This is a genomic window from Candidatus Symbiopectobacterium sp. NZEC151, from assembly GCF_025962655.1.
Taxonomy (GTDB): domain Bacteria; phylum Pseudomonadota; class Gammaproteobacteria; order Enterobacterales; family Enterobacteriaceae; genus Symbiopectobacterium.
In genome coordinates this window covers 173,945-192,585 of sequence record NZ_JAGFPE010000009.1, presented here as the reverse complement: position 1 = coordinate 192,585, position 18,641 = coordinate 173,945, and the positions used below count along the sequence as shown (strand labels likewise).

The 18,641-nt window shown below is 54.0% G+C and carries 15 protein-coding genes; 1 reads left to right on the top strand and 14 read right to left on the bottom strand.

Going from position 1 to position 18,641, the window contains the following annotated elements:
- Positions 1 to 733: 733 nt before the first annotated feature.
- The 7 genes from kduI to trxC form a co-directional block, all read right to left on the bottom strand.
- Positions 734 to 1,570: a 5-dehydro-4-deoxy-D-glucuronate isomerase gene (kduI, locus tag J5067_RS21855; protein WP_264652004.1), complete on the bottom strand. Its 837-nt coding sequence runs from the start codon at positions 1,568 to 1,570 to the stop codon at positions 734 to 736.
- An 11-nt stretch (positions 1,571 to 1,581) separates the two neighbouring features.
- Positions 1,582 to 2,538, bottom strand: a complete 957-nt coding sequence (gene kdgT, locus J5067_RS21850) for a 2-keto-3-deoxygluconate transporter (protein ID WP_264645736.1) — start codon at positions 2,536 to 2,538, stop codon at positions 1,582 to 1,584.
- 444 nt (positions 2,539 to 2,982) lie between these two features.
- The gene (locus J5067_RS21845) at positions 2,983 to 3,765 is read right to left on the bottom strand and encodes an IclR family transcriptional regulator (protein ID WP_264645737.1); all 783 of its coding nucleotides are present in this window, start codon (positions 3,763 to 3,765) and stop codon (positions 2,983 to 2,985) included.
- A gap of 253 nt (positions 3,766 to 4,018) precedes the next feature.
- Positions 4,019 to 5,374 carry a CDP-diacylglycerol--serine O-phosphatidyltransferase gene (gene pssA / locus J5067_RS21840; protein ID WP_264645738.1) on the bottom strand — a complete coding sequence of 452 codons (1,356 nt, stop codon included), beginning with the start codon at positions 5,372 to 5,374 and terminating at the stop codon, positions 4,019 to 4,021.
- 152 nt (positions 5,375 to 5,526) lie between these two features.
- Complete coding sequence (locus tag J5067_RS21835; protein ID WP_264652003.1) at positions 5,527 to 8,190, bottom strand: bifunctional acetate--CoA ligase family protein/GNAT family N-acetyltransferase; 2,664 nt, start codon at positions 8,188 to 8,190, stop codon at positions 5,527 to 5,529.
- A gap of 50 nt (positions 8,191 to 8,240) precedes the next feature.
- Positions 8,241 to 8,939 carry a tRNA-uridine aminocarboxypropyltransferase gene (locus J5067_RS21830; RefSeq protein WP_264652002.1) on the bottom strand — a complete coding sequence of 233 codons (699 nt, stop codon included), beginning with the start codon at positions 8,937 to 8,939 and terminating at the stop codon, positions 8,241 to 8,243.
- Positions 8,940 to 9,024: 85 nt separating this feature from the next.
- Positions 9,025 to 9,444, bottom strand: coding sequence for a thioredoxin TrxC (trxC, locus tag J5067_RS21825; RefSeq protein WP_264645741.1), 420 nt, complete (start codon positions 9,442 to 9,444; stop codon positions 9,025 to 9,027).
- A gap of 343 nt (positions 9,445 to 9,787) precedes the next feature.
- Between trxC and J5067_RS21820 the strand changes: the two genes are divergently transcribed.
- Complete coding sequence (locus J5067_RS21820) at positions 9,788 to 11,143, top strand: tRNA/rRNA methyltransferase (protein WP_264652001.1); 1,356 nt, start codon at positions 9,788 to 9,790, stop codon at positions 11,141 to 11,143.
- 200 nt (positions 11,144 to 11,343) lie between these two features.
- Here the strand turns inward: J5067_RS21820 and emrB are convergent, their stop codons facing one another.
- The 7 genes from emrB to proX all read right to left on the bottom strand — a co-directional run bounded on the left by emrB (position 11,344) and on the right by proX (position 18,633).
- A complete protein-coding gene (gene emrB, locus J5067_RS21815; protein ID WP_264652000.1) occupies positions 11,344 to 12,876 on the bottom strand; it encodes a multidrug efflux MFS transporter permease subunit EmrB in 1,533 nt (510 codons plus the stop codon).
- Between the two features lie 17 nt (positions 12,877 to 12,893).
- Complete coding sequence (gene emrA / locus J5067_RS21810; protein ID WP_264645744.1) at positions 12,894 to 14,069, bottom strand: multidrug efflux MFS transporter periplasmic adaptor subunit EmrA; 1,176 nt, start codon at positions 14,067 to 14,069, stop codon at positions 12,894 to 12,896.
- A 297-nt stretch (positions 14,070 to 14,366) separates the two neighbouring features.
- Entirely contained in the window at positions 14,367 to 14,954 is a 588-nt protein-coding gene (gene mprA, locus J5067_RS21805) for a transcriptional repressor MprA (RefSeq protein WP_264645745.1), read from the bottom strand.
- 162 nt (positions 14,955 to 15,116) lie between these two features.
- The gene (gene ygaH / locus J5067_RS21800) at positions 15,117 to 15,461 is read right to left on the bottom strand and encodes an L-valine transporter subunit YgaH (protein ID WP_264645746.1); all 345 of its coding nucleotides are present in this window, start codon (positions 15,459 to 15,461) and stop codon (positions 15,117 to 15,119) included.
- On the bottom strand, positions 15,458 to 16,216 hold the full coding sequence (locus J5067_RS21795; RefSeq protein ID WP_264651999.1) for an AzlC family ABC transporter permease: 759 nt from the start codon (positions 16,214 to 16,216) through the stop codon (positions 15,458 to 15,460). The genes ygaH and J5067_RS21795 overlap by 4 nt, the downstream gene beginning before the upstream one ends.
- 98 nt (positions 16,217 to 16,314) lie before the next feature.
- Positions 16,315 to 17,493: an MFS transporter gene (locus tag J5067_RS21790; protein ID WP_264628263.1), complete on the bottom strand. Its 1,179-nt coding sequence runs from the start codon at positions 17,491 to 17,493 to the stop codon at positions 16,315 to 16,317.
- Positions 17,494 to 17,634: 141 nt separating this feature from the next.
- Entirely contained in the window at positions 17,635 to 18,633 is a 999-nt protein-coding gene (gene proX, locus J5067_RS21785; RefSeq protein WP_264645865.1) for a glycine betaine/L-proline ABC transporter substrate-binding protein ProX, read from the bottom strand.
- Between the last annotated feature and the right edge of the window lie 8 nt (positions 18,634 to 18,641).

Genomic DNA, 18,641 nt, shown 5'->3' with positions numbered 1-18,641 from the left:
GAAGTGAAACGCCGTAGCGCCGATGGTAGTGTGGGGCTTCCCCATGTGAGAGTAGGGAACTGCCAGGTTTTTATATCAGCTATCAGACGACGTCTGATGCTAAAGAGTAGCGAAGGGGCTGTCCGAAAGGACAGCCCTTTTTGCTATGTGTGAAACACGTGTTGCCATATCCAGTTTCATACCTCGTTATCCTCGGCCCCTCACTTCGTCATCCTCGGCGAAGGCCGGGGATCTCATACAGAAAGAACGCGTTCAGCCTGCAAAAGATCCCCGCCTACGCGCTGAGGAGTCCCCACAAATCCAGGCCAAGCCTTTTTGTTGTTGCAGTGAATGTTTCGTGCGCGTTAACCCACGCGGTTATCTGCGCCGTGCATCGCACGCGCCCGACTCGGGGCGCTCAGTCGCCCTCGCCCCGAGACCCCTGGCTTTTCGCGGGAAATAACGCCGCTTACGCGGTGCCTTCGGGGCCCGAGCCCACTGACGGGCCGCCAGCGACGCGTTCCAGACGCGGCGCTGACTTTCGCGGCGTCCTGCCGCTCACCCTGTGGTCTCGTTCCCCTCAGCGTTATTTTTTACGCGATATAACGTCAAATAATTCAAAACATTAAAACCATGCCGCTCCGACAGTGCGGTAAACACCCGCGAAAAAGATTGCCATATAGCAGATACAAAAACGCCCACGGTATTGATACCGTGGGCGTTAATGGAACGGTTGCGAGTCGTGCAGCGCGGACTAGCGCAGATCTTTCATCGCAATATGATCCATATCGTCAAACGTCAGGTTTTCGCCGATCATGCCCCAGATAAAGGCGTAATTTTTGGTGCCAACGCCGGTGTGAATCGACCAGCTCGGAGAGATCACCGCCTGCTCGTTATGCATCACCAGGTGACGTGTTTCATGCGGCTCGCCCATCATATGGAAAATAATGGTGTCATCTGCCATATCAAAATAGAAGTAAACTTCCATTCTGCGTTCATGGGTATGGGTCGGCATTGAGTTCCAGTTGCTACCTTCTGCCAAACGGGTTAATCCCATGCTCAACTGGCAGGTTTCCACCACTTCCGGCACCAGATATTTGCAAATGGTACGTTTATTACAGGTTGCGACATCGCCCAGCGGCGCTTTGACGGCATCATCTTGTGTGATAACCCGCGTCGGGAACGTGGCATGCGCTGGCGCACTGTTGTAATACAGTTTTGCCGGTTTAGCTTTATCTACGCTGCTGAACGTCAGGGCTTTGGCCCCTTTGCCCACGTAGAGCGCTTCTTCGTTGCCTACTGCGTAGCTTTTGCCATCAATCACGATGTTTGCCGGACCACCGATGTTGATCAGGCCCAACTCGCGGCGCTCGAGGAAATAGTTTACGCCAAATTGCTTACCGATATCGTCATCAAAGCTGATCTCGCCATCAATGGGCATAATCCCGCCAACGACAATACGGTCAATGTGGCTGTACACCATGGTGTATTGGTTTGGCGTAAAAATCTGCTCAATGAGAAATTTCTTTCTCAGCTCGGTGGTATCGAGCGTTTTGGCATGTTCGCTGTGTACACTTTGTCGTACGTCCATATTGTTACCTTTTATGCGTTTTTAGGTGAAAATCGTTTTGCCCACAAGGCCGTAATGATGGGCACGAGTACTGAAGTCACTATAACACTGGTGGCAACCAGCGCCGTGGCTTGTTGAGCTACCGGGGCGAATTCCGGCGCCATGTTGGCGATCAGCAGAGGCGTTGCGACGGCGGCACCGGCGCTACTGGACGCCGCTACACCTGCCGTACCGTTACCGCCACCGATAAATTTGTCGGCGAGAATCAATGGGATGCCCGTCACTACGATGACCAGAACGCCCAGGAAGATACCTGCAAAGCCGGTTTTGAGGATAACGGCCAGGTTGATGGTGTTACCCAAGGCGAAGGCGAAGAAAGGAATCAGTGTTTGGACCGAGTTACCAAACAGTTTTCTCAGGTCCGGATCCAGGTTACCCAGTGCAAAACCAATCAGGAACGGCAGCACAGCACCGACAAACAGTTGCGGTTCAAAGGTCGCGATACCGCTGGCGCCGAGGATAACCATGGTCATCAGCGGACCGGACTCCAACGACATCAATACGAAGGCACCGGCTTCTTCTTTAGAACCATATTGGTTCATTAGTGCGGCATACAAACCCCCGTTGGTCATGTCCATTGCTGCGACCAGTGCGAGAACTGAGATACCAGCAAGCATACCGTTTTGGATGCCATCGCCCGGCAAGAAGGTGCCCGCAATCATCGCTACTATCCACGCGGTAGCAATTTTGGTGACAACCAAAACGCCGGATTTTTTCAGCATGGTACCCGTTGCTTTGAGCTCAATGGATGCACCCATGCAGAAAAACCATACCGCCAGAATAGGAATGGTGCCGGTAATCAGTCCATTACTGAAGGAGCCGAGAAATTTCCCTGCGCCCGGCGTAAAGGTATTACAAAGTGCGCCCAAAAAGAGCGGAACCAGCATTAATCCCCCAGGGATTTTATCAATAGCTTGTTTGATTTTCATGAAAAGCCTCATCTATAAAAAATAAAAATGTGTCCCGCCGCTTTTAATAAAAGCAGATAGGTGATAGGTATAAAATTTAAAAATCAGGGGCGCATAAGGCCCTGGGTGTTATTACCCACATTCACGTTATGTTGAAGATGGTTATCCCCATTAAAGATTGATAATTAAATGTTTACTATTGCCTTATTCTTTTTGGTCTCTAGACGTTTTTTAAATTATAAGCTGCCTTTCCGTAATGTTTTTAACGACATTACAGATATTTTAACTATTGCGTATCGCTACCCATGATTGATGACATTCATTCCCATTTACCGGTGAATGTTCAACCTTTCAGCAGTAGGCGATAAAATGTAATTTACAGGTAAAAAATAAAAGCCGTTTTATTGATTCTCTAATTATTAACCTCTTAATCAACAATACATTATACGAGATTACTTATTGGCGTTATTCAGCGCGATGGCTGTTAATATGATCGGAGATCGCTTTACTGGTTTTGATCAGGCTTGCCAGATGTTTCTCTTTCTTACCATTGGCATACTGTGACTGCATGCCGTTGACGCCAATGGCGGCGATAACCTTGCCATCCTGATTGAAAATCGGTGCTGCCATACAGCAGATTTCCTCAATATCCTCACCGTCGTCTATCGCCCAGCCTTGTTTTTTGACGAGTTCCAGGTGTTCCAGAAAATCATCTTTATTGGTAATAGTTCGCGGCGTAAAACGCTTAAAGGTACAATCAGCAATCAAGGTTTCTATCCTTTCCTGCGGCAGCCAGGCCAGCAATACTTTTCCCAGAGACATGCGGTTAAATACAATCTTCTTACCTTCCCAGGAGGTTTTTACAATGGCCTTGGGCGATTCGACTTTACTCAGGAAAAAGCCGTTATCCCCCTCCAGAATACCAAGGTGGCAGGTTAACTCTGTCTCTTTGACCAATGTATGCATAAAACCAATGGCATCTTTACGCAGATCGATATTCTTTATTGCCAGACCGCCGAGTTCAAATAAACGCAAGCCTAAAACATAACGCCCATCAGCACGTTGACGTAATAGTTGTGATACCGTCAACACTTCAAGCAGATGATGCACGCTACTTTTCGGTATAGACAGATCGGTACAGATCTCGGTAAAGCTGGCTTCGTCACGATTGGCAATATAGTCAACAATCATTACGAGACGGACTGCCGCTGGTGCTTTGCTATGCTCAAGTTGTTGGAAGATATTCATAATGGTTTTATATGTGAAACAGTGGTTTTTTATATAGAACAATAATAACGGAAGGGTATTTTATTTACCTAGATGCAGATCACAAAACGAGCGCCGTAGTGTTGATTATTTCAAGATAAATGGAACGGAGTTTCATTAGGAAAACGGAAAAGGCAGTTTTGTGACAGTTTGACGCTGAGAAAGGCGTGGTAAGTAGGGATTACGTCTGCGCAGATAATAAAAAACCCCGCGAACGGGGCTTTACGGTGTGGAATCAGAGAATGCGGCTGATCAGCCTGTCGATCCTGATACGGCGCAGGCGGCGTATCAATTTACGCACTTTCACCGGATATTGTGCGATACCTTGCAAATCGGTATAGCTGTTAAGCGGCGTGGTGTAAGCGCGGATCTGATCTAATTCTTGCAACCGCTGTTCCAGCAGTGCTTTCTCGGGATCGTGGATCAGGATGGCGTTTTCCAGATCCAAACGCCACGCACGAGGATTCAGGTTATTGCCTGTCAGCAACTGCCAGGTATCGTCGGACCACAGCCCTTTGAGGTGAAAGCTGTTATCCCCGTCCTTCCATAACCGCACGGTTAACTGTTGATTGTCGATATAACGTTGCAAGCGGCTGACAAAACGACGCAGATTGATCTCATACAGGTAGGGCAGTGCACCGATGATCTTGAACGGCTGATCTTCTGGAATAAAGAAGTCGTTAGCCGTCTTGTCACCAATGATGATCTCCACCTGCTTGCCTTCTTTGAGCAGGCGCACCACGTTTTTGATCAGTAGCGCAGGCAGGTTGAAATAGGGGGTGCACATCACCAGTCGGTGCTCGGTGCAAAACATCAGGTGATGGATGGTGTTATTCAGCGGGCTTTGTTTACCCAACCCGACCAACGGCGTGACCGTCAATTCCCCATTAACCCCCTCACTGCCGGGCGTGTTGTAGGCCAGGGTGCGCAGCGTTTGGCGAAATTGACGAATATCCGCTTTGATTTCCAGATTTTTTGGCCGCGAACGGCTGTCCAGACGTTGTACTGCCGGATCTTTTAGCAGCGTGGTGATATAGCCTGACATGGTATCGGCCAGTGCCGCATTGCGGATAAGCTGATAGCGATCGTAGCGATACTTATCATGTTGGTGCAGATAGACATCGTTCAGGCTGGCACCGCTGTACAGCACGCAGTCATCCGCAATGAACCCTTTCAGGTGCAAGACGCCGAGCGCTTCGCGCGTATTGACGGGAATACCATAGATGGGAAACTTCACGTCAGCGTGTTTTTCTGCCATGTCGCAATACCAATCCGCATTGGTACTTGCTGACTTGTCACCAATGCGCCCGCGTTGTGCTCGGTGCCAATCCACCAACACGCGCACGTCGAGATCGGGGTTGTTGCGCTTGGCGTTGTAAAGCGCAGAGAGTATGCCCTGCCCGCCGTCATCCTGCTCCAGATAGAGTGCGACCAGATAGACACGCGTCTTGGCCTGTTGGATCAGGTTAATCAGCGCGGCGCGAAACTGTTCAGGGGTGTGTAACGTCTGAATGCCGTCCGCTGCTTGAGGGAGTTTGGGCAGTTGTGCAAGGTGTTGTTGGTATTTATTGCGTTTAAATGTAGACAACATCACAGTGCGTTTCTTCTCTTATTAGTCGGCGCAAGGCCGTCATAAATGATGTCAGGGGAATGCCGAATCGGGCGATGATACCACTACTTTTCGGGCGTAGTGAGTAAGTTTTACCGTTCATTACCAGATTGACCGCCAAAATAAACGCTCTGTCACGCAACATCTTGTGCGTTCAACGGTAGCACCAGCGTGACAATCCCTTCATCCAACTGCACGTCTACCGTGAAACCGAGTTTCTTCGCTAACGCTATCATGCCCTGGTTATGCGGCATGGTGATGCCGTTCAACTGCTTTAATCCGTGGCGACGGGTGTAATCAATCAGCTTGCTGAGCAGGCGCTTGCCAAGCCCCATCCCTTTACAGTCTGAGCGCACCAGCACCGCAAATTCAGCGGCAACGTTATCGGGATCGGAAATGGCGCGCGTCACGCCAATGATTTCATCACCGGCGGTTGTCGGGCGTACCGCCACAAAGGCCATTTCCCGATCGTAGTCGATCTGCGTCATGTACGCCAAATCTTCATGGTTGAATTCGTTGATTTCACTGAAATAACGGTAGTAGAGATCTTCTTTGGTGACGTTGCTGATAAAGCGCTCCAGTAGCGGCTCGTCCTCCGGCAAGATGGGGCGAAACAGGCAATGTTCCTGATTATTAAGCAGCACCTGCTCTTCCAACTCCTGGGGGTAAGGACGGATGGCCAACCGGGATTGTGGATCGCCCGAGAAAGGCGCGAGATGGAGCGTAACATCCAGCAGGGTGAATTCACTGCCAGAGGCCAGCAGCGGATGAATATCCAGGCGATGCACTTCCGGGCAGTCAAGGATCAGGTTGGATACCTGCACCAGCAACCGGCTGAGTCCGGCGATATCCAACGGATGCAGGGCGCTGCGCCCGCGTATTTTGCCGCTTTTCAGCGCTTGCATTATCAGGTAGCGCGCCAGCGTCATATTGAGTGGCGGCAATGCCACCGCCGCCTGCGAATCCTTGTTCCACTCCACGCTGCCATCGCCCAATAAAATCAGCGGACCGAAGATAGGATCCTGTTCCACCGCGATACGCAGCTCTTGTGCGCCAGCGCGATTCGCCATGCCTTGCACTAACAGCCCGTGAATGCGTGCCTGCGGATAGGCGCGTTTGACACGATCGATAATCGCATCGGCGGCTTGCTGTACCTCATGGGCGGTGCGCAGGTAGAGCATCACCCCTTGCACGTCGGATTTATGCGGGATATCCGGCGAACGCAGCTTGATGGCGACCGGGTAACCAATCTGCTCGGCGATATGCACCGCTTCTGCGCTGTCGCTGGCAATCCAGGTCGGCAACGTGTGCAGCCCGTAGGCGTGTAAAATCGGCTGAACCTCGTGGGTATCCAGCTGTGTGACCCCATCCGTCAACGCCTGGTGAATCAGTTGGTGCGCCTGAGCGGCGTTGATGCCGAGATCCTGCGGCAGGGCTGGCGTTTCCATCAGTTGCTTTTGGTTACGCCGGTATTCCACGATATGCATAAAGGCAGTGACCGCACCTTCGGGCGTGCGGTAGGTGGGAATGCCTGCCTCATTGAACAGACGGCGCGCCTCCTGAGAGGAATATTCGCCGCACCAGTTGGTGAGCAAGGTGATGCGTTTGCCGCGTGGATGCGCCTGACAGCAGGCAATTAACTGCTGTGCGCTTTCGGTGCCGGGCGCGGCCGCACTCGGTGCGTGGATGATCAGCAGGGCGTCGTAGTCATCGCTGTCCAGCAATACCGAAAGTGTGCTGAGATAGCGTGCCGCCGTGGCGTCGTCGCGCAGATCGAGCGGGTTTCCGATGTGGACTTCCTCGGGCAATACGTCACGCAACTTCTGTTGCGTCTGTTCCGTTAAGGTCGCCAGCTTACCCTGTCGGCTAAGCAGTTGATCGAGCGCCTGTGCGGCGGGTGAGGCACCGTTACTGACAATCAACAAACGCTCACCGCGCAGCGGGCGCAGGTGGCTCAGCGTTTCCACCGCGGAGAACAGCTCGTGGGTGTCACGGACACGCAGCAGACCGGCACGCTGGATGGCCGCATCGTAGGCGGCATCCAGCCCGAGTTGGTGCCCGTGCAATAACTGCTGAGCCAACTGCGTTCTGCCGCTCTTGATAACCAGGATGGGCTTGTTTCTGGCGGCGCTGCGCGCGGCGGACAGAAAACGCCGCGCATCCTTGAGCTGCTCCAGATGCAATAAAATGGCGCTGGTTTTACCATCACGCGCCAGAAAATCGAGGACATCGTCCACATCGATATCCAGGCTATCACCCAGCGCGATGAAGTAGGAAAACCCGATGCCCCGCTGCTGTGCCCAGTCGAGAATGGTGTTGGAAACCGCAGCGGACTGAGAAATAAACGCCAGCTTTCCTTTGACTATCGGCACGGGAGAGAAGCTGGCGTTAAAACCTTGCCACGGGGCCAGTATCCCCAGACTGTTCGGTCCCAGCAGGCGCATGGCATAGCGGCTGGCGCAGGCTTTGAGTGCCTCCGCCTGTGCCGGGGGAGACGAGAGAATAATCGCGGTTTTACAGCCGCGCTGACCCAACGCTTCCAGCAGCAGCAGATTGCGGCTGGCATGGGTGCAGAGCACCGCTAGATCGGGAGTGATGGGCAGACTTGCCACATCGGGATAAGCTAGTACGCCACAGACGGCACGGTATTTGGGCGTAACGGGCAGGATCGGGCCGGTGAAGTGACCGCCCAGCAGGTTTTGCATCATGAGAAAACCGGCACGTCCCGGTTTCTCCGATGCGCCCAGCACGGCGATCGATTTTGGCCTTAATAACGCTTCTAACCCGCGCTGACTCATAGCTCGCTCCCGACAGGACAGAGAGCTGAATCATAGCGGTTTTTATGCCGTTATGCTGTGACAGTCGATGAAATTTCCTGCACAGGGCGATGGGCCTTACCGGCCAGATAGCGTTGGCGAAAGCGGTCGAAGTGGTTGAGCAGGCCCTGACTGGCACCATTATCACCCGCTTGTTGCAACAGTGCGGCAGCAATTTCCGCCGTACAGTGTTGCCCCGCGCTGCTGGCTTCGCGCAGTTGGTAGCGTGAGAGTGATTCAACGGCAAGCGACAAAATGGGCAGCGCATCCAGATAAGGGCTTTTGCGGAACATTTTGCGCGCTTCCGGCCAGGTGCCGTCCAGCAGCACGAACAGCGGCGGCTTGGCGTTATCCGGTAAACGGTGCAATACCTGACGTGACGGCTCGGCTTCATCCGCAAGAAAAACCAGATAGGGCTGATAGTCCGAGGTTTGCAGTGCCGCCAGCAACGCCGGATCCGGCTCAGTGCGTGACCAGAGAAAAGCCTGAGTATCAGGCAGAATATCGGCAATCAGGCGGCCGGTATTGCTCGGTTTTAACGGCTCGGTATCGAACATAATCAAACAGAAGCGGCTGCGTGCCGAATGCGGGGTGATGGTATCGCACAGACAGTTGGTCACCGGCAGCAGGCAGTGTTGACAACGTACCACACGGCAACCTCGCGCTCGGAAGGGGCGGGTGGAGCGTTCCAGCCGGTGCTGGCGCAGACGAAGAACAGCGTTATCGCGCATAGGAGGTCGCTAAAAAGCGCTATTCTACTCGACGCACTGGAGGACAGAAAGCCCCAGTGCGGCTTTTATTACATGGCTTAGCGGCTCAAATGGTTTCATCTAACCAGTTTTCGAACGGCGTTTTCGGCAGCGCACCGCTCATGATATCTACCGGCTTACCCTGTTTAAACACCATCAGCGTCGGAATGCTGCGAATGCGAAAACGGGCACTTAATTCCGGCTCAGCTTCGGTATTCACCTTGATAAAGCGAACGTTACCCGCACGCTCTTGCGCCACCGCCGTGAAGATCGGGGCAAAGGCGACGCAGGGACCACACCAGGGCGCCCAAAAATCGACGACCACCGGCAAATCATCTTGCAACAGTTTGTCGAACGTGGCGCTGGTTGCATTGATCACCTCACCGGAAAACAGCTCGCTGCCGCAGCGGCCACAGGTTGGGCTGTCGTGAAGGCGTTCTTCAGGCAAACGGTTCGTGGTGTGGCAGGATTCGCATACCGTGTTCATAGGCGACCTCAAATCATAAAACGGCTAAAATAGATGTGCTGTGGTCAACGTTGTGCCATAACCAAAGGGCAGGGTTAAAAACCACCGCATGTTGCAAAAGCGTAAACGTATTATGGTGATGGCTTTCAGGGGAGACAATGTGGTTTCCTCAATGATTACAATAGCCATCACCGTTGTGGGTCTGGTTTCGGTGTCATCGTTCGCCGAGGTGTCACGGAAACTCCGCTTTTATACCCGAAGTCGGTAGCGTCGCGGGTGTACATCAGGTAATCTTCGCGCCAGCGCGTTGGTGGAGAAAATAATGAGCGATTCAGCGGGTAGTAAGAGCGGAAAGGTCCGCGTAATGTACGTCCGTAACGAGGACGAAAAGAAAAATTCGCGTACCGAAGACGGGTCGCGCGATCGCCGCAATGATAACGAAAAAACCGGGCGGCGCGACAACCGAGACAAAGACGGGCGCAGTAAAGGGCCGTATGAGTCTCGCGACAACCGGGACAAAGACGGGCGCAGCAAAGGGCCGTATGAGTCTCGCGACAACCGGGACAAAGACGGGCGCAGTAAAGGACCTTATGAGTCTCGCGATAACCGGGACAAAGACGGGCGCAATAAAGGGCCGTATGAGTCTCGCGACAATCGGGATAAAGACGGGCGCAGCAAAGGGCCGTATGAGTCTCGTGACAACCGAGACAAAGACGGGCGCGGCAAGCCGCGTGATAATCGTGACAACCGCGATAAAGATGGTCGCACCAAGCCGCGCGATCCGCGTGATATGAATCCGCGCTATGTGCGTGAGAACCCGCATCGCAACAATGATAATGCTGGGCGCGATGACCGTGCCGATTATGGTCGCGGCAGTGATTCACCGTGGAAAACCGTGTCGCGGGCACCGGATGCCGCAGAGACACCAGACCACGGCGGGATCGTAGGTAAGAGCCATCTCGATCCTGAGCAGATTCGTCGTCAGCGTCAGGAAGAGACGCGTGTTTATGGTGAAAACGCCTGTCAGGCGCTGTTTACCAACCGCCCGGACGCCATTGTGCGCGCCTGGTTCCTGCAAGAAGTGACGCCGCGTTTCCGTGAAGCCTTACGCTGGATGGCGGCAAACCGTAAAGCCTACCATGTGGTGGATGACGAAGAACTCACCAAAGCGTCTGGCACCGATCACCACGGCGGCGTGTGTTTCCTGATCAAGAAACGCCAGGGCTCAGATGTGAATGACTATCTGGCGCAGGCGCAGGAAACAGATTGCGTGCTGGCGTTGGAAGATGTGGGTAACCCGCATAATTTGGGCGGTATCGTACGTTCCTGCGCGCATTTTGGCGTTAAAGGTGTGCTGATTCACGATCCTTCGTTGCTCGAATCTGGCGCGGCAGTACGCACGGCAGAAGGCGGCGCAGAGCATGTGAATGCCATTCAAACCGATAATTTCCCTTCGGCACTGGATGCGTTCCGTGCAGCGGGTTATACCATCGCGACGACATCCAGCCACAAAGGGCAACCGCTGGCACAAACCGCATTACCGAAGAAAGTGGTATTGGTGGTGGGGCATGAAGGTGATGGCCTGACGGACAGCACCTGGCAGCAGGGCGATCTGCCGCTCTCTATTGGTGGTACGGGTAAAGTGGAAAGCCTGAATATCTCCGTTGCGACGGGTATTTTGCTGGCGGAATGGTGGCGGCAGCACAGCATCACTGAATAGTGATTCCGACGGGTGATTAAGTCACTTACTGCTTGTCATCTTCGGATTCCCTCTTGTCATCCTCGGATCCCTTCTTGTCATCCTCGGCGAAAGCCGGGGATCTCTGCCAGAGGAAACGCGGTTTACCGGCCAGAGATTCCCGCCTACGCGGGAATGACGACTGTTTGAGGTAAGGTTGTCAGCAACCTTACCTCATTCTCTCAATGAGCCCCGCCACCACCCCCGGTAGTAAACGGAGGCCGCGCAAACCACACCAAGATCATCAGCACCAGAAAGACCGCTGCCGCTGCCCAAAAGATTTCATTGGCCGAAATGATCAACCCCTGATTAGTGATCTGTTGGGCGATGTAGGCTGAAGCCTGCTTCTCACTCATCCCCATCTCCATCAACTGTTGATAGGATCCCTGCGCAATGGGGTTGTAAGGCGTCACGGATTCGGTGAGATGCGCGTGGTGCAGCGATTCACGCTGTGTCCACAACGTGGTGGTGATCGAGGTACCGATGGAGCCGGCCAGCGTACGCGCAAAGTTCGAAAGGCTCGATGCCGCCGCCAGTCGCTCTGGGGGCAACCCGGAAAGGGTAATGGTGGTGAGCGGCATAAAGAAGCAGGCCACGGCGAACCCTTGCACAAACTGCGGCCAGGCCGACGCGCCGAAATCCATTCCCGGTTCAAAGGTATACGCACGCCAATAGAAGCACACGGCATACATGATGAAGCTGAATGTCACCAGCTTACGCATATCCAAACGCGGTGCAAAGCGCCCAATGATCGGGGAGAGCAGCACGGGCATCAAACCGACTGGCGCTGAGGCAAACCCTGCCCAGGTTGCGGTATAGCCATAAACCGTTTGCAACAGCTGCGGTAACAGCACGATGGAGCCGAAATAGAACATATAGGCCAGACTGATACACAAGCAGCCAATGGTGAAGTTGCGCGATTTAAACAGCGACAAATCCACCACCGGGTGGTCATCGGTCAGCTCCCAGACAATCAGGAAGGCAATGGCGACCACCGCCACCACGGTCAAAATGATAATCTCGTTGGAACTGAACCAGTCCAGCTCTTTACCGCGGTCCAGCATCATTTGCAGGCTGCCGATCCCGACAATCAACAGCGCCAGACCAATGGTATCGATCGGCCGGATTTCAGTTTTGGTTTCGCGCCCTTTCAGGGTTTGCATGGCGATGACCACAACCAAAATGCCTAACGGCACGTTGATAAAGAAGATCCAGCCCCAGTGATAATTATCGCTGATCCAGCCGCCAAGAATCGGGCCGCAAATGGGGGCTACCACCACCGTCATCGACCAGAGCGCCAGGGCAATACTGCGTCGGGCTGGCGGATAGTTGCTCAGTAACAAACTTTGCGACAGCGGAATCAATGGACCCGCAACGATCCCCTGAAGCACACGGGCGAAAATCAGCATTTCCAGGCTGGTGGACACGCCGCACAGCCATGACGTGAAGGCGAACAGTCCTGTTGACCACAAGAACAGGCGCACCTCACCAATGCGTTTGGCGAGCCAACCGGTAATCGGAATGGAAATCGCATTGGCTACCCCGAATGACGTGATAACCCAGGTGCCCTGAGAGTTTGAGGCTCCCAGGTTACCGGCAATCGTGGGGATAGCCACGTTAGCGATGGTCGAATCCAGCACCTGCATAAAAGTCGCCAATGATAGCGCGACGGTCATCCAGGCCAGGGCCGAGCCTTCAAGCGGTTTTCTCTGCACGCTTATCTCCTGCGAGGTTATTCCGCATTAGCCCGAATGAGGGTGTCGATCAGGGTATTGACCGGGGTCAGATCCAGCGTCAACGCATCGCTTTGGTATGCAGGTGCGCTGCGCGGTGCATCGGAAAGTACTTTCCCCTCCACATTGGCGGTATCGACTTTCACCAGCGTGGAAAGACCAATACGCAACGGGTGTTCTGCCAATTGCTGCGCATCCAGCTCAATACGCACGGGTAAACGCTGCACCACCTTGATCCAGTTACCGGTGGCATTTTGTGCCGGTAACAGGGAGAACGCGCTGCCGGTACCCATATCGAGGCCGACGACCTTGCCCTGATACACTACGTCGTCGCCGTAGATATCACTGACCACCGTCACGGGCTGGCCGATACGCATATTGGCGAGCTGCGTTTCTTTAAAGTTGGCATCCACCCACAGATGGTGAGCGGGCACCACGGCCATCAACGCAGACGCGGGTGTGATCCGAGCGCCAACCTGTACGCTGCGGCGAGAAATATAGCCATCCACTGGGCTGACAACGCGGGTTCTTTGCAGTGCCAACCAGGCATCGCGTAGATTGGTCGCGGCTTGTTGCACTCCGGGTTGCTGTTGCAGCGGCGTATCGAGGATCATGGCGCGATTGGCCTGATATTGCTGTTTTGCCACTTCCAGTGAGGCGCGGGCGCTGGCGACGGCATCGCGGGCGTGCTGCACATCTTCACGGCCAATGGCATTGACATTACCCAGCGCTTCACGACGCGCAAGGTCGCCCGTGGCCTTGTTGAGTTCTGTTTGATACAGATCGATATTGGCCTGATATTGTTTGCTGTTGATCATCAACTGGTGCGTCTGACGCACGCTGTTGGCGAGTGCGGTCTGCGCACGTTCGAAAGCCAGTTGCGCATCGGTCGCGTCCAGTTCGACCAGAACCGCCCCCTGCTTGACGAAATCGGTATTGTCCACGTTAACGCGGGTGACGCTGCCGCTCACCTGGGACATCAATTGCACCTGATTGCCTGCCACATAAGCATCGTCAGTCTCCTGATGGTGCCTTAGCACCAGATACCAGTAGACAAACCAGACGCAGCCAACCAGCAAACACAGCACCGTTAACAGGGTAAGTACCCGTTTGCGCTGGTGTTTTTTATTCTTGATAGGAGCCTGCGGCGCTGGGTTTTCCACGCTTGAACTCATGGTGTTTTCCTCTGCTTCAAATGTCATTTTTTCGTTATTTTTTATCGGAATGCGGCGGATAACGATGGCCGATTCTTACATATGTGCTGCGAGGCAGAGAATCGGCCAACGCAGCCTTTACCCATGATGCAACTTATCGCTCCGGCTGCCGTGAGGCAGCGGAACGTGGTCCGTTTAATCAACGGTCATGATACGAACGGGTATTGATTCAAAAACACCAGGCATCCAGCAAACACGCCAGCGCGTGTGAAGATGTATTTAAGGTAAGACAGTATTGTTATTATCGGTCTGACGAGATTATGGATTATCGATCTTGTCCATTTCGTCCAGCCGCACCAGCAATTTACGCATCAGCACTTCCAACTGCTTCTGCTCATCTTTTTCCAGCGCTGACCAGAGGAAATGCAGACTCTGGTGCTGCGGTGGCAACAGACGATCGAGAAACGCTTTGCCTTCATCCGTCATATGCAGGTGCAGACAACGACGATCGCTATCGCTTTCACGGCGTTCAATCCAACCGCGTTTTTCTAACTCATCGGCAATGCGAGTGGCATTGGTGCGCGAAGAGCCCAGCGCGGCGCTCAGTTCTGACGGCTGAATGCTACGCGATTCCTGAGATTCCAGCGTAATCAGTGCCATAAACAACGTTTCGTTGATGCCCTGTTCCCGCAAAATCTTGTTGCGGTGCTCCAGAATTTTGTTTTGCATGTGCATGCACAGACGCACCAGCAAAATTTCCTGTTGGGGAAACTCTGGATTGCGCGATGCGCGCAGATTGATCATTTGTTCGATGGGCGAGAAGGAGCTGTTTTTATCGAACTCAGGCTTTTTGTCACGCGTGCCACTTTCCGTGATCCCGCGCTTATGTACAGATGGACTATCCATTTTTTATGTGAACCTCATTAATCACGATCAGTATAATAACGAAAGTTACTAATCGGGTAAACGATATTTAGTCGCATTGTGTCGTCGACTTTGTGACAGAACGTAAGAGCCCTCGTGTAATGTAACGTGAACCACTAATAACGTGCTGCTAACACAATGATATTAAATAATTCCCAATGAAAGGTATTTAAAAGCAATACCGTAACAAAACGCGCCCAACAATGTGGATATTACAATGCTGCGCGTCCGGTAGAAGCAGAGCGTGAGCGTCAGACAACCCACTAACGTGGGCAGCAGCTTGTTGGTGTGCTGTTGAATCTCCGGGACGCTGGAGACGATCAGCAGTGCGCAGATAGACGCTATACCAATGCTGTCGAGCACCGCGCCTACCTTGCCGCGCTTAAGCGAGCCGGAGGCGCGGCTGGTTCCCAGACGCAGCGGCAGGTAGCGGAACAAAAAATTCACCATGCCAACCAACACACCAATCAGCACTATTTGGGTATTCATAAGGATTTCTCCCGCTGTTGATCCATGGCGGGGGGCGCAAGAAACAGAGCGGCGGCGCAGCCGCTGCCGATACCGACTAAAATGGCGGCCGGAATGGAGAACAGCAGTAACCCAAGCAGTGCGCCACTCAGCGCGCACACCACCACCACACTTTGCCGTTTTTTAAAAGAAGCCAGCAGAAAGCTGAGGAACAATGCAGGCAACATAAAGGTGAGCGCCGCCTCGACGGCGGGGTACTCCTTCAGCGGCCCATTACCGAATAACGCGCCGATCACCGTGCCGCAGGCCCAGGAAATCCAGGAAGCAGCAGCGACGCCCAGCATCCAGTTTTCACTCCAGCGGCGATTGTTTTGTGCCAGCCGCGCTGTCGCGGCGGCGAAGACTTCGTCCGTCAGCCCAAACGCCCACAGCGGTGTCTTGCGCGTAGGCAGGCGCTGCAAGATACGGTGCCGCAGTGCCGGGCCATACAGCACATGGCGCACATCCATAGCCATAACGGTAAACGCCGCCACCCAAATGGACATCCCGGCACTGAGCAGGGCGGTAATCACAAATTGGCTGGCCCCGGCGTAGATAACGCACGACATAAACACCGCTTCCCACGGCGAATACCCAAGTTTGACTGCATTCAGGCCAAAGGCGAAGGCGACGGGCAGATAACCGATCACAATCGGCAGGCTACTGATCACCCCTTCGGCGAAGGTGGCGTGCGGAGAAGCGTGTTCAACGTGCTTCTCCTGCTGTTGGCTTATCATTGGCTAACGTGTCGCTTAATAGAATCGATGGTCAATACCCTACCGATAAAACGGAGGATGTGCCAGAGATGTGACACATCCTCACTGGCGTGCTGTTATCAGCCGTGTTTTCGGCCAGGTATCCAGATAAGCAGCGTCAGCAGGCTCACTGCCGCACCCGCAGAGCAGACGCCTGTCCAGCCCGCAACCTGATAGGTTGCCGCAGACAGCAAGGAGCCCGCCGCGCCGCCGATAAAGTAGCTGGTCATGTACCCGGCGGTAAGCCGGTTACGCGCTTCCGGCATCATCTGGTAGATCACGCTTTGATTGGTGACGTGCAAGCCCTGCACGGCAAGGTCGAGCACCACAATGCCGACAATCAACGGCAGCAGCGCCGTGGCACCCATGGCGATCATGCCCCAGGAAAGTAACAGCAGCACCAGACCCACCGTGGTGGTCAACGTGGCTTTTCCCTTATCGACCAGACGGCCAGCGCGGGTGGCGGCCAGTGCGCCTGCCGCCCCCACTAAACCAAACAGCCCGATAACCCCTTCTGAATAGTGATAAGGCGGTGCCGACAGCAGAAATGCCATCGAGGTCCAGAGAATGCTGAAATTGGCAAAAGAGAGACACCCGAGCAGTGCGCGCACGCGCAATACTGGCGTGGTGGCAAACAGCCGGAAAATGGAGACGATCAGTTGCTCGTATTGCAGGTTATTGTTGGGCGGTAAACGCGGCAGGGCGCGCCACAGTACCAACGCCATAATAACCATCAATACGCTGGCTACCCAGTATACGGTGCGCCATCCTCCCAGCGTGGCGAGTGCGCCGGCAATGGTGCGTGCAAGCAGAATGCCGAGCAGCAGACCGCTCATTATCGTACCCACTACCTTGCCACGGGTTTCGGGGGTTGCCAGCGTTGCCGCGAGCGGCACCAGCAGTTGGGCCACCACGGAGCACAACCCCGCGACCCCGATACCCGCAAGCATCACCGGCAATGTGGGGGCCAGCGCGGTAATCACCAGCCCCAGCGCGGTCAACAGCGTCATGGTGACAATCAGCGTGCGCCGTTCAAACATATCACCCATCGGCACCAGAAACAGTAACCCTACCGCATAGCCCACCTGCGCGGCGGTGACAATTAGCCCTGCCTGATTAACGGAAAGCTCAAAGGCTCTGGCGATGGTTTCTAACAGCGGCTGGGCGTAGTAATTACTGGCAACGGCCAATCCGGTTGCCGTCGACATGATGAGCGTTAAAGGAAGGCTGAGACCCGTCTGGGCCTGTTGAGAAGACATGAATACTCGCTAGCGTTCTGGAATATGTGGGGGCGATTGTAGCAAATCCGTTAAGACAGAGGGCGTTTACAGGGAGCGGAATCTAAAGAAACAGGCCCGTTAGGGCCTGTGAGTGAACAATCACAACGTGACGCTATCAGGTTACCTGGCCGCGTCAGCGGCGGTTTTAACCCACCCATCAAACTGTGCCTGATGTGCCTTGATCCAGCCATCCACATGACGTTCGATATCTTTCTGGCTGCTCTCCCCGCTGCGCATCCGCATGTTCTGCGCGTTGATGTCGGCCAACGGCAGTTTCATGATGGCAAACAGCTTGGCAGCAGCCGGATTTTTCTCGGCCCACGCTTTGTTGGCTGCGATACGAATATTATTCACGGGGAAACCGTAGTCGTTGCCGTTGGCAAGCTTGGTGCTGGAGCCTTTCATTTCTCCCGGTTGAGAAGAGAAAGGCACCTGTAACCAGACAACATCGCGACCCGGCACCAACACATCGCTGACCCAGTACGGTGTCCAGGTGTAATAGAAGATAGGCTTGCCTTCTTTATAACGGGTAATGGCATCCGCGATCATCGCGGCGTAATTACCCTGATTATGTTCGACCGTGTTGCTCAATCCGTAAGCCTGAAGGTGATGGTTGATGGAGGCTTCGCAACCCCAACCGGGCGCACAACCGATCAGATCCGCTTTGCCGTCACCGTTGGTATCAAACAGCTTGGCGATCTCCGGGTCTTTAAATTGCTCAACGTTGGTTATCTGGTACTTTTCCGCTGTCTTTTTATCGATCAGATAGCCTTGCGCTGCGCCACCGACGTAGACGCCATCGCGGTAAAATTTGGCATCACCACCAGCCGCTTTGTACATGTCTGCCTGAAGCGGATCCCAATTCACAGCGGTGAAGGTGGCATCGCCGGAAGCGATAGACATATAGGCTACGTTGTAATCGACTTCGCGAATCGGTTGCACGTCGTAGCCCAGTTTCTCCAGCGCACGGTTGACCAGCAGCGTCTGGAAGGTTTCTTCCGAAATCGTGCTCTGCACCGGCTGAACACTGACACCTTTGCCCGGCTGGTCGGCAGCATAGAGCGGCGAGCCTGCCAGCGCGGTAATCAGGGCCGCAGCCCCGAGTCCGGTTTTCTGCATCATGGTTT